This is a genomic window from Rhodococcus sp. P4_F3_2 (genome assembly GCF_056401335.1).
Map to the genome: position 1 here is coordinate 48,330 of NZ_JBFUJN010000022.1, position 16,904 is coordinate 65,233.

Genomic DNA, 16,904 nt, shown 5'->3' on the forward strand with positions numbered 1-16,904 from the left:
CTAGCTGTTACAGAAGGAGATCGCTGAAGTGCTTGTGTGCCAAGGACATATCGTGTTCACGATCAACTCCGACAAAGGGTTCCTGGTATGTCACACCGTCCACTGTGAGATCTGCGGGTTTGAGGAAGCCCTTCTTTCGGTACTCCGATGCGAGCTTGCCGGGGAGCTGGCGCCCGGTTATGTCGTAGAGTGCATCTCGCTCATACTTCTGGAGAACGGGGAACTGTGTGCGATAAATCGTCAGCAGCTCGTCGGCCGTAATGCCGAGCATAATTGCGACGATAGCGTCGATCTCAATGAGTGCCTGGCGACGGTCGGCTGCCCGGCGAAGCGGGGTTGCCCATTCCCAGTGCGGTTCGACAGCGCCGATTGGTGTTCGGCCGGGGTAGTTGACTCCGACCTCTGAAACCCATGAATCATGTTGCCATGAAGGGGTGTATAGCTCTTCCCACAGTTCTGAGTACGCGCGAACAAGGCAGTTCAATCGTAGTGTGCGGAGTACAAGTTGCGCTTCGAGCGCATGGTTGCGGATATGGGGGAGGTGACGGATCACGTTCTTCGTTAGATCGGCGACTCCTGCGACCTTTGCGAAGAAGTCAAGCGGCAAGGAGGCCCACTGTCCTGCGGCCAGAGCGAGATCCAGATGAGATGGAAGGACCGCAGACAGCATCAGATGTACATGCGTGGGTCCCGGGGGGATGAGTGCCGCGTGCATTGTTCTAACAGTTGCGGAATCGGCCATTCGCCGCCAAGCGAGACGGAAGTAGTCTGCGCTGGACTTGTGGTTCCACTGAGGGTAGGCGGCAATATAGTCTTCGTACGACCGCGCAACTTGGTAGTTCGTGCGTGGAATGAAGTTGTCGGAGATAGTGGTTAGGTCGAGTTCTGTGTAATCCTGCTGGTGCTTAGCGGTTGGGTTCGGTTGTTTGAACAGCGGTGTCGCACCGGTCAAGTGTGGGCCCTGGAGGACCACGTCCTTCCACCTGTTCGGCACGGCTGATGTCGACGTGAAATATCCAAGTTTCCGATCACGGTCTTCCTCCCATCCTCGTGTCCATTCGAAATGGATATCTCCAAACCTCGTAGCTGACGCGATTTTATCAAGAACTTCGGCACTGGGCCGGTTGACTGGATAGAGCATGCGTGCCTCGTCCGGTGGCGTTCCTGGCTCGTCGATGAGTGCTGCCCAGCCAGCCAAGTGGGCCTCGTTCACGTGCACAATTCGATCACGGTGAGGCGTTGCGTCCCAGCGGCCTTGGTCGGTCTTGATGCCTGGTGCAGGTCCTGAGCCATCGTGCAGGAGTGACCGAGTAATTGTCTCGGGGTGGTAAATCCAGGACGCTTGGACAAAGTCGACGTAACCCCGATCGGAACCGTAGATGTGTACGCCATATTGACGTGTGTCGTTGATTTCAGTAAACAATTTGTGTTCATTGCGGAACTGCCAGTGTCGGCGCAGACGTCGGTATGTGTCCCTTCTGAGGCCTTTCGCTCGAAGTTCGGTGAAGTGACTTTCCGGATGAATCAATCCGATGGTGCCACTCGGCGCTACCGAACGCCACGTATGTTCCATGAAACAGCGATACAAGTCCGGTTGCAGACCAGTCAGAGCGGGACGATCGATTCCGGAACCCAAATGTTCCTTCATACCGGCTTGTTCGGCTCGTTCGTCCAAGAAACCCGTTACGTTTGCAGGCATTGAAAGCGCTTCCGCGCGTTTGTCGCGCTTCACGGCTTCGGGAGGTTTGGAGGTTAACTGCCACCAAGGGTCGAATTCCGCTAAGACTCCTGCTTCGTCCCAATCGGGACGCACCCACGGCGGGTTGCCAACTTGTAGATCGAATCCGCCCTTCATAAATACTGGTGTGAAGTCAAGCTCCCAGTGGAAGTAGCCTTGATTTGCAGAGATCGAATCGGCGACCTTGAGCCACGAAAACTCACGGGTTACGTCTTTAGCCTTTTGTACGCCACTGAAGAGCAACTCGTTTGATTCGGCGGCATCAAGCTCGACCCAACTCATTTCGGCAAAGACATTGAACTGGCCCTTCTTTTCCTCGTGCGAGACCTTGATTGGCGTGCCGAGGATGGCTTCGAGACCTCCTACCCACTGATCCCAGTCTGGGGCTTCGATATCCGTCGTCAGCGGCCATGACCAGAGCGCTGCCCATGCGTCCATCACTCGACGAAGTCGCCGGTACGCGCCGTTCGGATCCTTGAGCACCGTCTCAATCTGCTCTCGCGTTACGCCCGGGGTGTGCTCGGTCTTCTCAGCGCCCCAGATGCCGATTTCGCGGCGAATCTCCGTCTCGGCAATTTCCAAGCGCCGGCCCGTAAATTCCCACAGCGTTTCGACACGTTGGGCGAGCGCACCGAGACGTTTCACGATCGTCTTGCTTGGATTTCCTCGAATTCCATTGCGCCACAACCGCAGGTCTTCACGCTTCTCCGGTGCATAAGTCTTGGCTTCTGTCGTGTCGACAACGGCACCCCAGCCCTGAGACGGGACAAGGAAGTGATGGATTCCGGCGCCGATTTCCTCGCCCAGCGGTACATCTTTCGGGACTGTCGTCAGCCACGTCTTTTTGGTGAAGTGGCTCGGCGAATAGACTGCACGTCGAGCGCCGATCAGGGAGTTGCCGCGGCGTAGGTGGAGGCCGAACCATGGAGCCTGCAGGCCGGCGACCATTGTGTCGAGCCAGAGAGAGATTTCTGCCAACTCGACGGCCGTGGCATTGAGGTCGACTCCATACACTTGATGGAGAGCGATGTGAGCCTTGACTTTTTGTAGCTCGAACTGCACCTTATCCGCATCGATCCGCTCGCCGAGATCTTCCTGCTTACGTTTGAGGTACTCAGCTGCCAGCTGGCGTACCGCTTCGATGGCGAATGCGCCGGAACCGAGGGCAGGCTCGCAGATGGTGAACTGCAGGATCTGCTCCGGGGTGGTACGTGTGTCGTCCTGATCGAGCAATTCTTCGAGGGCCTGCGACACAACAAATTTCGTCAGGACCTCAGGCGTGTAGTACGAAGCGGATTGTTGGCGCTCACGACCAGCAAGACGGAAGACGAAGCTGCCTTCCTTGTGTAGGACCGGGATTGGTTCTTCATCCGGTTCGCTCGTCATCACAAAATCAGACTTAGATAGGTGGTCCGCTCTCGTCACAGGGACTACCCACGATCCCTTTTCCGAATCGCCGTTCTTGGCGACCTCGTAAAGGTCTTCCTCAGCGAAGAATCCGGTGTAGGACATCAAGCCCTCGTACACGGCGCCGAGCTGGTTGATGCCTAGTTCGGCGTAGCTGATGAAGCCACGATCGGCGCCCTTGCGTCCTTTAGATTCCTTCGACAGGAGCAGGTGCTCAAGCACTTTCTGCGTGGTCTCGTTACCCAAGCCGACCTGATCGATTAGCGCGGTCGCCTTGGGTGAGAAGAGATCAGCGCGCAGGCTGTTGAACTCGAGTCCCGGAGCAGGATCGTCGGTGACTTGCTCGGGCGCATGCGGGGTGTGGCCGCTATCCACAAGACGGAACAGCGTCGCCAGGGACTCATACAGGTGCGTTCCGGACCGCGCCTGAGGTGAGACCAATTCCGTAAGGGTTAGCTCGCGTAAACGATCTAGGCCGTAGCCTTCGCCATACTCGGGTGCGCCGGTAGGAAGCACACGCATCTCCGGTGATGCCTCTGCGTAGAGCAGGAACAGGATTCGGTACAGGAAGCGAAGCGAGTGCTTTGCGAGTTCCTGCCCGTTGATGCCGTCGAGCGTCAGATTTTGCTCGGCGCGACGGTTCACCACCTCGTTGGCTATCAGTTCGATCGACAGTCGAATGCCCTCGCGAAGATCCTTCGATACTCCAACCGTGTGCTTGACGGAATCTTCGAGAACGCCAGTCCACCAGATGTTTCCGTCAGCATCGGGAACCAGAGACTGCCGGCCGAATATTGCTAGTGCTCTGTCGATTTCGCCGCCGCGCGCTTCGTGACGTCGCTCCGCGACTACGAGGAGATCTACTGCGAGATAGCGTCCTTCCGCCCACCGTTCAGCCTCAGCAAGTAATAGCCACTGGCCGGCTTGCACTACTACGAATGCTGGCGGTTCGTCGGTATGGAACACCTCCGATACTGCCTTGGATACGGCGCGAATCTGCTTGTTTTCAACAATTGCCGAATCGATAAGCTGACCGGACGTGGGATCGAGTAAATCATTGATTGATTCGACAGGACGTGCCTGTAAGAACAGGACCTGGTCGACACCAGCCAGTGCCGCGTTGGGGACATCAACTTCTGTTCCGGCCCGCTCGCCGTGGAAGTGAGCGAGAGTGCCTGCAAAGCCGAGTGATTCGCGAATCAGAGCGTGCGCCGCAGGAGCGGCATCAGGATCTTCGGCTAACGCGGCGATTCGAGTATGGAGATCTCGGCATGCGGCGAGGAACGCCTGCCGCACTGTGTTGCGGCCTTCCTTCGCCTCCGCATCCCAATACTTGCGGAGTTCGAGGACCTTGCCCTGAAACGACTCTTTGACAGAATCGGTCGTGAAGTAGTGCTCGCTGATCCAGTCTTCGCCGACGACGATGGAATCAAATGTAGCCACGGTTACTGATCCTTCTCGGTGGAAACCGCAGCGGAGGTATCTGCGGGAACGATTACGAGCAGTGGGCGCACCAACTGCTGGGTGGGGGCCAACATCTCGGCGAGGCGTTGCTCTTCCTTGATGCGTCGAGCAAGGCGGCTGAGTTCTGACTTCTGAGTACCAAACAATGCGAGTTGCTCAGCGTCGGAGTTCCATCGATCGGCGCGAATACGCCATTCGGCGAGACGCTTCTCTGCGCTGGTTTGCTGGGCCGACAAGGTCAACGACATTGCGTTCTGCGCCTCGACGACAGCGGTGGGTATCAGCGACTTGTATTGCTCAGCATTCTCGACTCCACCGGGATTCGACGAACCCGGTCGCAGCCCGGTCTCCTCTGTGAGGAAACCTAGATCCGCGTGTGTCTGGACCACGCAGGACGAAGGATTGTCTGGATGACGGAAGACTGCCGTCGAAAACACCCTGGAGATGAGCTGTCCACGGCGATTCATCAGCGTGCCCATCAGCAGTACCGTCGGGGCTTCTACATCGCCGCGGATCACAAAGATCTGATTGCGCCCCAGAGCGCTCAGTGCGCGATCGCTCGCCCAATCGAGGACTGGATGCAACGGGCCGAGGAAATGCGCTTCGGGCCACGTCGTGTTGTTCACACCCTTGCCTTCCTTGGCTCTTTGCAGTTGTGTGTTGCCGACTGTTGTCGACGTGGCGAGCTTGAGTCGTTCGAGAATGCGACCGTGTTGCAGATAGTTCTGCGGCAACTGGCCGAGCCGCTGACGAAGATCCTTGGGGGGTATCAGCTCAGCGATCTGGTGTGTTTTGTTGATCGTCCAACCCACACCGCCATCGTCAGGATGATTGCCCGGGGCATCATGAAACGCGGCGTGAAGGGCTTCATCTAGGAAGGTGATGTCGTCCTTGTACAGGCTTTGCCTCGGAGCATCGGGAATCTGAGTTTCGGATGCGTCTTCGGCGTCGAACTGCGCGAAAAACGCATCGAGATCATCTCCGTCGGCAACGTCCTCGGCGCTACGTACAACTGCGTCGATGTTGGCGCCCGTAGCCAACACCTTTCGAATTTCCGATTCTTCTTCTCCAACAGTGTGTTTGCCCATGAGAGATGCGACGTCGCCGAGGGCTGAATGCGCTTCGTTTTCCCGTTCGAGAAGTCGGGACAGTATTCGGAGATCGCCAGAGAAGTCTGGATCCGAAGGCTCGAGAATCAGCGAGGAAATGACGGGAGGGAACTTTTGACCGTACCTGTCGACACGACCGTTGCGCTGCTCAATCCGGATGAGGCTCCACGGAATGTCGTAGTGAATCAGGTTGTGGCACTGAGCATGCAGATTCACACCCTCCGATGCTACGTCGCCTGTGACGAGAACGCGGATAGGTGAAGTTGCCAGCTTGAAGCTGTCGACGATTGCCTGTTGTTCTACGTCGGAGAGGCCACCGTGCAGCATTGCGATGTTCTCAGGCTTGAGTTTCAGTGCCGTCGGAAGATTTTCGGTGAGCCAATGCAATGAGGCCACACGTTCGGCGAAAACCACCGCTCGCATTTCCGACTTGGGTCCAACTCCGATCTCGCGGAGACGATCGACTAGCGCGGAGAACTTCCCAGCTTTTTCATTGAGGGCTTCGGCGTTCAACGCATTCAGAGTGGTCAGTGCGTCGAGCTCGAGTCGCTGTTTCGAGTCGTGCTGATCGAGTTTGGAGCGACGCTGCTTGATCGTTTCGGCGAGAGCGGCGGGGGAGGAGAGAAATGCCTTTGCCAACGTCCACCCGAAAAGAGCCTTGGTATCACCTGAGTAGGGAGACGAAGTACCGGCTTTGGGATGTAGCCACGTGCGCGAAAGCTCTGCTGCAACGTCGTCTTCCGCCGCCGACGGTGAAATTAACTTGTGTACCGGCGCCGCGCGTTCAGCCCAGTCGCTTCCGACTTCTGCAGCCACCTCAGGGTGGTGGCGGTGACGTCGGATCAGTAGCGTGTCGACGTCCTGCTTCGTGAACGAACCGTCGGGGGCAACCATCGTCGGGTCAAGTAGGCGTAGTAGTTCCGCGAAAGACTCCGCGCGTCCATTGTGAGGAGTGGCAGAGGCAAGGATCAGTGCCTCGGTTTTCGGCGCCAGCACTCGCGCCAATTCGTTGTTCAGGCTGTTTGTGTTGGTGAGGTTATGGGACTCGTCGATTACCACCGCGTCCCAATTGTGGCGCTCGAGATGCGCCTTGTAACGGGACTTTTCAGCGTGTCGATCGAGATGATGGCGCGCTTGAAATAGGTAAAAGGGTTGCGAGTCGCGGGCAGCTTCTGACGAACCTTTTGAATGCCAGCGGAGTCGAGCCGAACAAATGGCAACGCGAATCGGCACCACAGTTCATGCTGCATCTGCTCCAGTACATGCTTTGGCGTGACAATCAGGATTCGCTCGCCACGCCCACGCCGGACCAACTCCGACAGAATCATTCCTATTTCTAGGGTCTTACCCAGACCAACTGCATCGGCGAGCAGAATTCGAGGTCGAATATGTCGCGGGTCGAGGGCTTTCGCCACGGCGGCGCGCTGGTAGCCGAGGGAATCGGCAAGCATGTGGTTCGAGACGGTCAACGACTGCTCGCCGTACGGCACTGGTGTTTTGCGCGTCAGCGCTTCGAGCCACAATCGACTGTTTCGGTATCCATCCGAGTCGTCGGCGACTACCTGAACGTGCTTGGGGTCCTGGACCTCGATCTTGTCGAGACTTGAATAGAACGCAGCGGTGGTGTCCGCGACCAGCTCGGACAAGCCGCGCACTCGGATCAACCAGCCGTCAGAACCCTGCTCGGCGGAGGTGACGAGCCACTCCTCATCGCGCACCACGACAATCGATCCGGGTGCGACATTGAGTTCTGCAGCAGTGGACGTCATCTGCGACCGCTCCGTTCGTTTGACCAGCATGTAGGTGCTATCCAACCACTCGGGCAAAATGGTATCCGTATCAGGGATGTACGGACGGTTTCTGTCGGACCGGGGTGTAATACTCGATATCGATTTAACGACAATACGAAAAACGTCTTCGAGGCATCGTCCAAACAAATCCGGCTTCAATCGTGGTGATTGTCGGTAGGTGGTGGCCTTGTGCGTCTGCTCGACTGAATTGGGAAAGAGGTGAGAACCGGTGGGGGACCCGTCGTTTCTGGAAAACTGGCTGAGTGACGAGGAATTTCGCCTCAGTCGTTTACTGGAGAAGGTTTCCCTCGTCATCGAAACCAACCTCAGTGAAGATGAAGTCCGGCGTGCTCAAGGCTTCTACGGTAAGCGCGCCGAAGGCATGCTTCGACGAGGTTTTTCGCACGCGGACGTCATCAAAAAGTACCCCGCACTCACTCTCACGATTCTGGTCGGACATGCCGCGTTGGCATACGAGCAGGGACGCTATTGGGAGGATTTCTGGGACGAACTTGGCCTCGATCGTGACCCGAACTTCGAGAATGTGCTTCGTGGCCAGCTTCGCACACTCTTGAAGCGCTACCAGCTTGCCGAGTTCGAGGATCTAGGGAACGACTACGTTCGGCTACTCACCCTGCATGCCGGAGTGCCGACGTATTGCCTGGGCGACTTGGTCGGAATCATCGGGTCCCACCTTGTGGGCGGCAGGGATGCATCTGGAGCGTCCCTAGTCGAATGGCTCAATGAACCCGGCAAGCAGTCACGAATGAATCCGTTGGACGTTCCTGTCCGGAACTTCATTCTTCGCGGCGGTGATTTTTCGCTTGATATATTGGACCGGATCTTCGAGTTCGTCGAATACACCATTTCCCAACCGGATTCGTGGGACGAGCTGACACTCGATACGTCGACAACAGGCTTACCCACGATGATGCTGGACGGGCTCATCGATCATCTGCGAGACCACCCCATCGGAGGCGTTTCATCTGGGAACGCATCGTCGATACGGCGTCGCCGCAAACCGACCCTCGTGTACGACCTGCAGGACGATCAGGTCTTTGTGTCCATCCCATACCCCACAGATGAACCTGAGGTGGCGTGGCGCGTGTCCTTCGACGGTGACACGCGCGAGGTTTACGCGGAGCGTGGTTGGGGCGTAAGCGGGGATCAGGAACACCCCCCGACGTTGGTGCCGGTAGGTTCTCCGATTCGTACTATTCAGCTGCAGCACCATCCGAGCAATGAAAGTCACCGGCTGCCAGTCGTGGACAAACGGGATCCGTTGATTCTGTTCGCGGCGGATGGTCGTTGGATCCAGCAACGCGCAACGCTACCCAAGGGGCAGGTGATCGCGCTCTTTCCCCGAGACGCTCAGCTGGTTGACGCGGTCACTGACAGCCCGATCGAATCAGGGGTCGAACCAAGTGCACCCGTCGGCTGGCAAGGTTGGACCACGGCCTTCGTTGACCTGACCGAACATCACTCCATTCGCCTTGCGCGGACGCAGACGGCCGAAACTGGCGTCGCACGAAGTGTGAGGAACTCCGCCTCGCCGACCTTCGCATTCGGCGAGTCCATTCTCGGATTGAAGGCACTCAATGGTTTGACCGTCTACTCAACCCGTCCCGAAATTACGTTGCCTGCCCACCACAGTGCAGCTTCAGTTTCCTGGCGGGTGCGCGTTCGTAGAGAAGGTGAGGCTGCTTGGTTGTTGGACGATGAGTGGATCACGGAGGCTGAGACAACCTCGTTGGATCCGTTCTCCGACGAGACATCCTCGCTGCTAGGGCTTTTCGAGATAGTTGTAACAGGCCCACTCGGATCAGACATTCGCCAGAAGGTATTTCTGGCAGAAGATCTCGCGATTTCATTCGACCGAGATTTCCGGTACCCAGTGGTGGGTGGCCTGTCGCCGATAACCGCCACAGCTGACAGCGTCGGAAAACTCGAGGTCGATCGGGTACGAGTGAGCTTCGACGTCGCGACGCGAGACGCCGAGATTCGTGTGAGCGATGAGAGCCGCAGCTTCCGTTTGGTGATGACACCTCCCTACGTGGAGATGCGGTTGGACCCAGTCGGGAAGCCGGCACAGTGGCGTACTTCCGTGCAGGTCCTCACCCCGGGCGACTTGGAGGACTACTCCATAATCGCTGCACGAATCCCTGGAGATGTCGCTGTCTCCTTCGCGCTACTCTCACGCAATGGCGACCTGCTTCAAGAGATCACTCCGGATGTACCGTCCGACAACACGTTTCAAGTCCTCTCGCGTACATTTGTCGACGCGGTTCGGACGGCTACGGGAGACTGTCGTATCGCGGCACTGGTAGACGATTCCGACGGCACGACAACGAGTGTGGCACTTGCCAATATTCGGCCGGCGGAACTGTGCAGCGGAATCGCCGTCGTCGATGGAACGTTGATCTTCGAGGATCTTGCAGCCGAGGACGACCTCGCGATCTATTTGTGGTCGACAACAGCGCCCTGGCTACCGATGCGAACGCTCGAAATCAGTGAAGGCCGAGTTGTACTGCCGGCGGAACTCGTGGATGCCGGGCCTCTCCTGGGGCAGGTCTTCGTCGACGATCCATGGGTGACTATCACTCCGCCGCGCTGGCCGGACTCCTCAGCAATCAGAATCGAACAGCGTGGGTGGGTTCGTGACGCCAACGGAACCAGGGACAAGTTGGCTCGGTTCCTTGCCGGGGAAGGCTCGCCGCCCACCTCGGGATTAGCGATGCCGGAGACCTGGGCTGCACTTGCGATGCTGCGCGAAGATGCAGAAGACGTCGCAACGCAGAGATTGCGTGCGGCACTTGTTCGCATTCTCGCGATCCACCCTCGGTCGGCCTTGGAAGCGTTGGGTAGCAGCACCATTCCTGCCGAGGAGATGGTGGCACTGCTGATCCGGACAGGTCTCGTGAATCGAAGCTTCAGCGCCGAGTACACGCTCAATGATCTCCACACCAACCCGTGGGTCGGTTCGATGGTTGAAATCGCTGACCTTCCGTCCTTGTTCGAACGGCGTGGTGCTGTCGGGGAGGAGCGGGCCGAAACAATCTCCTATCTCTCCGAGCAGTGCGGTCCGGTGCTGCTCGAGGTATTGCGAGGCAGCTCAGAGGCTCTGAATTCAGGGTACTTCGATCTGAATGTCGCACGCGTACACTCGCTTTCCAAGCCCGCGGTCGACAAGATGTTCGAGCAATTCCGGCTAGTTCCCGGAGCTCTGCTCGATCTCGATACCCGTGTGGACGCAACAATCGATGCTTTTCACCGCCGAGGCGAGTGGATGTCATCTGGAGCACATCAGATGCTCGCCTCGGAATCGTTGAAGTCGCTGCGTTTGGTTCGACAATCGTCGAAGGCGATCTACAACGTCATCTCATCCCGAAGCGAGGCGTTGGACGGAGTCGACACAGTGACGCATCCGTGGATGCTGCTGTCGATGCAATCTTTGACGCTCGCAGCCCTTGCGAGGCTGGACGCCCACGGAATGCTCGCATACTCCCCATTGACGACGGGGTTGATGGAAGCCTGGGCACGTATGGCTTGGCTGTGCCCGAAACTCGTTATGACTGACCTGCTGATCGCTGAAGCGCTGGTGACTTATGCCCATTGTGGGGACTTGATCGGAGTGGAAAATGAGTGATCGTCTAGACCCGCTGGAAACCGGGCACCAGATCGAAGACGGGTACAAACGCTATCTCAAGACACTCCTAGCTCCGAGTGATCCTGCGATCGCGCACGCGTTCTCCGGCGCTATCGACAACACAGATCTGTTGACCAAGGGGCCATTGCTCGAGCTGACACCGCCGTACGCGGCCGGCAGCACTTTGCAGGAGATGGTCAACGACGGCGTGCTGCACCCGGAATTCGTGGGGATCAACAGCCGCGTCGTCCCTTTGGATCGACCTCTGTACGTGCATCAGGAGACAGCGATCCGCAAAGTTGTGGCTGGGCGCAACCTAGTCGTCTCGACCGGTACGGGTTCTGGCAAGACAGAGAGCTTTCTGCTTCCCATCCTGAATTCGCTGATTGCGGAGCGTGCGGCGGGGACATTGGGACCAGGAGTGCGGGCATTGCTGCTCTACCCGATGAACGCGCTCGCGAATGACCAGCTCGGGCGTCTCCGCGAGATGTTGAAGGTGCTGCCAGACATCACTTTCGGACGCTATACCGGCGAGACGCAGGAAACTGCAGCAAGAGCGGAATCTCTGTTCAAAGCCACGAACCCAGGGCAGGAGCGACTGCCCAACGAACTGCTCAGCCGTCAGGAAATGCGCGAGAACCCGCCCAACATCCTGCTGACCAACTACGCGATGCTCGAATACCTGTTGCTGCGTCCGACCGATCTTGATCTATTCGACGGTCCGCACGCGGGAACGTGGCGATTCATCGCACTCGACGAGGCGCACGTATACGACGGTGCACAAGGCTCGGAAATCGCGTTGCTCTTGCGGCGACTCCGCCAACGAGTATCTGCAGGAAATGATTTGCAGTGCATCGCCACCTCAGCATCTCTGGACGGTGATCCAGCGGAAGCAATGACGTTTGCACGCAATCTGTTTGACGCCCCATTCGAGTTTGTCGACGGAGATGCCAACCGTCAAGATTTAGTGCGAGCGACGCGTCAAGCGCGAGCGGCCACGCCAACATGGAAGATGACAGACGAAGAGCTCTTCGAATGGGCTGCCGCTGACGGTGACCTCACGAAACTCGAGACCAAGACGTCTTCAGGCGATGCTGCGGACGCATTGCATAGTGAATACCGGATCGCTGAACTTCAAACGCACCTACGGGCTGAAGACGGTGAAGCGATTGGCTTACCTGTCGCCGCACAGGACTTGAAAGGTCGCCTCTGGCCGCATGATTCTGCGGCCGAAGCGAAGCTGGAAGCGCTTGTTGCGCTTGGAAGCAAAGTTCACGACGCCTCTGGCAATCCTGTGTTGTCGGCCCGGTATCACATGTTTGTGCGTGCTACTGAAGGCGCTTTCATCAGCTTTGTTGACGAAGGTCCGAAGGTGATGCTTGGCCGTCACGAAATCGATCCGGAAACCAGCCGTGCAGTATTCGAGTTCGGTACCTGCCAACGTTGTGGTGCTGTCCACTTGGCGGGTGAAGTGGAGAACCGACAGCGCCAGCAGTTCTTCATCCCGCCAAAGGACGATTCGTCTGTGCGCTGGCTTGTGCTGGCAGATGGAGACTCCGACAGCACAGTGGACGAGGACGAAGCGACCTTGTCCGACGAGGAGGCCAAGGAAGAGCCAGGTATTCGGTACCTGTGTACGGGATGCGGTCATCTCGGTGATACCGACGCAGGCTGCGGTCATTTGGACTGCCCCGGGGGCGCGGTGCGTCGTGTACGAGAACACAAGTTTGCGACCAGAGTAATGAGTCAATGTACCGAGTGCGGTGCCCGCGCAAGGCAAGTGATTCGCCGTCTGCGAACTGACACAAATGCTGCTCCGGCTGTGATCACCACCGCGCTGTATCAACAGCTACCACCAGCAACGGATTCGACGGTCGAAGAGGTTGGTGAGGGTCGCAAGCTGCTGATGTTCTCGGACTCGCGGCAGTCTGCAGCCTTTGCGGCGCCGTATCTCGAACGAACCTACGGACGATTGCTTGAACGTCGGTATCTCACTCAAGCATTGCAAGATAAGAAGTACGAGGACGACGATCTCACGGTCGAAGACTTGGCGTTGGTGGTCCGCAAGAAGGCTAAGGACGCCAGCCACTTTCCCGAGAATGCCGGGCGTGTGGCCATGGAGAAAGCCGCCAACGAGTGGGTGGTCGGCGAACTCATGACTATGGACCAACGACAGTCGTTGGAAGGGCTCGGACTCATGCGTGTCTCGCTGGCACGTTCGAAGAAGATAGCGCTTCCAAAGGCATTCGGTCGACTCGGACTCACAGAGGATGAGAGCTGGGGCCTACTCGATGAACTGGTAAAGACTGCCAGGCTTCAGGGCGTCATGAACCTGCTCGACGAGGTCGACATCAAGAGCGAGCGATTCGAGCCGCGAAATATGCGGATTCGCATGCGGCTGATGGAATCCGACCGAACCAGGAAGGTCCTCAGTTGGCTGCCTAGTGGTCGTGCAGGTACGACGAACAACCGTGTGAAGTTTGTCGACAAGGTTCTTCGCGCGGTGGGCGTCGATGCGCCTGTGGAGAAGGTTCTTGATGGGTGTTGGCGTTTCTTGCTCGATGCCGGCTACATCTCACCTGAGAGTGACAAGTTCGCAGCCGACGTTTTTCAGATCAATCACGCCAAACTGTGCGTTTACAACGGTCTTGATGTCGACTGGTATCGCTGCGATGCATGCCGCCGCGTGACGGCATTCAATGTGCGGGGCGTGTGCTCAAACAGCAGCTGCCCAGGGACGTTGGAGTCGTATGTGATTCCGTCCGTCGAAGCTGACAGTAACCACTACCGCAACATCTACCGGACTCTCAATGCTGCGCCGATGTCGGCGATGGAGCACACCGCACAGTGGGATGCGAAGGAAGCAGCCACTATCCAGAAAGACTTCATCGACGGCAGAGTCAACGTTCTGTCATGTTCGACGACATTCGAGCTCGGTGTAGATGTGGGCGACCTTCAATCCGTCGTCATGCGGAACATGCCGCCGAAGACCTCCAACTATGTTCAGCGGGCCGGTCGAGCTGGTCGACGAGCGGCTTCGGCGGCATTGGTCGTGACATACGCCAACCGCAACTCTCATGACCTGGCGAAATACCAGAGCCCTGAATCCATGATCGCAGGGAAGATGCGTATCCCGTGGGTGCCTATCGAGAACGAACGAATTGGCCGTCGGCATGCACATTCAGTTGCTCTGTCCGCATTCTTCCGGTATGCGTTCCAATCGGCCGGGACTACGTGGAAGTATGCCGGAGAGTTCTTTACCCCACCTGAGGCGCAACAGGATTCGCCAGCATCGACTGTGCGTGCATTCCTCACTCCGGTCCCTGCGGAGATCAAGGATGCATTGCGTCAGGTCTTGCCGCTGGAAATCCAGGAGGAGATCGGCGTCGAGACCAACGCGTGGGTCGAGTACTTGGACAAGCTGCTTACGCTGGCTGAGGAAGACGTTCGAGAAGACCTGAAAGTCTTCCGGCAACTGATCGACGATGCGAAAGAGGTTGACCAACTTGGCTTGGCCAACAAGCTGTTGAAAACCCTTCGGACAATCGAGAATCGTCAATTGCTGGGATTTCTCGCGAACAAGAACATCCTGCCGAAGTACGGATTCCCTGTTGACACAGTCGAACTGCGTACCCTGCACTGCCAGGAGCCAATCGGCAGCAAGCTGGAGCTGTCGCGCGACCTGAGCCAGGCGATCTACGACTACGCGCCTGGCAACCAAGTTGTTGCGGGCGGCAAAGTCTGGACGTCACGTGGGTTACATAAGCTTCCCAAGAGAGAACTCGACGAGCTCAAGTACAGGGTGTGTCGCAACTGTGCTCGGTTCCAATGCGGTCGCGAACTCGATGTCGATGAGAGGTGCCCGAGCTGCGATGCTCAGTTCGACAAGATCCGTTCCTTCGTGATTCCCGAGTACGGGTTTGTTGCGGATCGCGAAGCGCACGATGTTGGTACGGTGCCCCCTGAACGGCGTTGGCACGGAGCAAGTTACGTCGAAAATGTAGGCGACCAAATCGACATCTTCACATGGAACTCTACGGGCGGAATGGAAGTATCCGCGCGGGCTGGAACGAGAGCCACGTTGGCAGTCATCTCAGACGGTGATGGCGGCGGCTTCTACATCTGTGATTGGTGTGGGTGGGGTAAACCGGTTGGCGGAAAGCTCTCGAGTCGGAAGCATGAACGGCCGCATACTGGTCAAGCGTGTGATGGCCCACTTCGAGTTGTTTCGCTTGCACATCGATACCAGACCGACGTTGCCGAGTTCACGTTCGCGGACGTTGCCTACAGCAAGGAAAGCGAAGCGCAGTGGATGTCGGTGCTGTATGCGCTGTTGGAGGGTGCATCGGAAGCACTCGAGATCAGCCGGGACGATATTGACGGAACGCTGTCGTGGAGCGCTGACGGGCGACGAAGCATCGTACTGTTCGACACCGTCCCGGCAGGTGCGGGTGCAGCGAAGAAGATCGCCGAGAACCTCGGAGCCGTTCTGGAAGGAGCCGTGGAACGCGTCCAGTCATGCGAATGCGGCGAAGAAACGTCCTGCTATGGCTGCCTTCGGTCGTACAGAAACGCGAGGCACCACGAGAAGCTCTCGAGGAGAGGCGCTCTGGCGATCTTCCGGCATCTACAGATAGACGGTGCGGATTCCACTGGCGCATGGGGGCAGGATCTAGAAGGGACTTCAGCGTCAGTTTCCGAGTTGCTGTTGGCACTCGCTTTGCTCGGGGTTCATAAGCCGGAGATGGGAATCGAAATGGGCGACGTCGGGTGGCCGGTCGAAGCAGTATGGCGCCAACCTGCCGTCGTCCTGGTTGAAGGAATTGACGGGGAGCGCGACACCTGGCTCAAGGACGAAGGCTTTGCCGTGGTCCATACAGAAGAGACAGACACAGACATGTTGGTCGGGATGCTGAAGCAAGCCTAGCTCGGGTCAGCGGAACCAAGCTCTCGCGACAACTGGTCGTAGATGAGCGTGGTTCCTGATGACTGTGTAATTGTGAGTGGCCGTTCGGCGATCGGGGTTGGCACAGGCGCCCCGATCGCCGGGAATGATTCGAGCAACACAGCGATCAAGCGTTCTGCCATCTGCTGATCCAACTGAATGGACTGGCTGCTCTTCGGTGAAGACTTGCGATGGTCCGAACCGAATGTGCTGAGATGGACCAACCGCGCTCCAGACTCGTCATCAACCAGGTTGTAGAAGCAGTCAACCTCGCTACTGTGTGCGCGAATCGACTGTGTCCCGGGCTCGATGGTGCGGATGCGTGCCATGTCCGAATCGTATAGAGCATCCCGGGCTTCAATCAATTGAGCACCGGAATGCGCAGAAGTGCCGTCGATGTCTCGGGGAAATTCTGCTTCGTTGCGTGGCAGGTTAAGTAGCGTAATTCCTCCCTGCTAGGGAGGTATATATCTTCTCCGCGGTGGACCCAGGCGGATTCGCTGCGCCAGGAAGTAAGCGCAATGACTGGCTGCGTGAATCCCTTGATTCGCGACTTTTCCATCGACGAATCCAGGCGAATGCACGCAAAGCGTCGACCTTTGGCCGTAACCTACGCACAATGCCGAATGCCCGATTGGGGCAACTTCTGGAGAGACGCAATGAACATCACGAAGATAGCCGCATGTGCGGCTGCGACGCTTAGCGGAGCGGCGCTAGCCTTGACCGCGTGCACATCCGCTGACAACGCATCGACCGCAGTTGAGACAACGATGACGACTGCGAAGCCCGCGACAACACCCAAAAC

Annotated in this window: 4 protein-coding genes and 1 pseudogene; 2 read left to right on the plus strand and 3 right to left on the minus strand. The window is 57.6% G+C overall.

What is annotated here, in order from left to right; translation table 11 throughout:
• Nucleotides 1–7 precede the first annotated feature (7 nt).
• Nucleotides 8–4,588 carry an Eco57I restriction-modification methylase domain-containing protein gene (locus AC1DWA_RS22385; RefSeq protein ID WP_477846132.1) on the minus strand — a complete coding sequence of 1,527 codons (4,581 nt, stop codon included), beginning with the start codon at nt 4,586–4,588 and terminating at the stop codon, nt 8–10.
• Between the two features lie 2 nt (nt 4,589–4,590).
• Nucleotides 4,591–7,487: pseudogene (locus AC1DWA_RS22390) on the minus strand (SNF2-related protein).
• 250 nt (nt 7,488–7,737) lie between these two features.
• Between AC1DWA_RS22390 and AC1DWA_RS22395 the strand changes: the two are divergent.
• A complete protein-coding gene (locus tag AC1DWA_RS22395) occupies nt 7,738–11,154 on the plus strand; it encodes a hypothetical protein (RefSeq protein ID WP_477846133.1) in 3,417 nt (1,138 codons plus the stop codon).
• The gene (locus AC1DWA_RS22400) at nt 11,147–16,081 is read left to right on the plus strand and encodes a DEAD/DEAH box helicase (protein ID WP_477846134.1); all 4,935 of its coding nucleotides are present in this window, start codon (nt 11,147–11,149) and stop codon (nt 16,079–16,081) included. Before AC1DWA_RS22395 ends, AC1DWA_RS22400 begins: the two co-directional genes overlap by 8 nt.
• Here AC1DWA_RS22400 and AC1DWA_RS22405 read toward each other — a convergent pair.
• On the minus strand, nt 16,078–16,428 hold the full coding sequence (locus AC1DWA_RS22405; RefSeq protein WP_095888587.1) for a hypothetical protein: 351 nt from the start codon (nt 16,426–16,428) through the stop codon (nt 16,078–16,080). The genes AC1DWA_RS22400 and AC1DWA_RS22405 overlap by 4 nt on opposite strands.
• Between the last annotated feature and the right edge of the window lie 476 nt (nt 16,429–16,904).

What these genes read in the sequence shown, in the direction of transcription:
- AC1DWA_RS22405 (WP_095888587.1), bottom strand. Translation starts at nt 16,428, where the DNA reads ATGGCACGCATCCGCACCATCGAGCCCGGGACACAGTCGATTCGCGCA.
- AC1DWA_RS22400 (WP_477846134.1), top strand. Translation starts at nt 11,147, where the DNA reads ATGAGTGATCGTCTAGACCCGCTGGAAACCGGGCACCAGATCGAAGAC.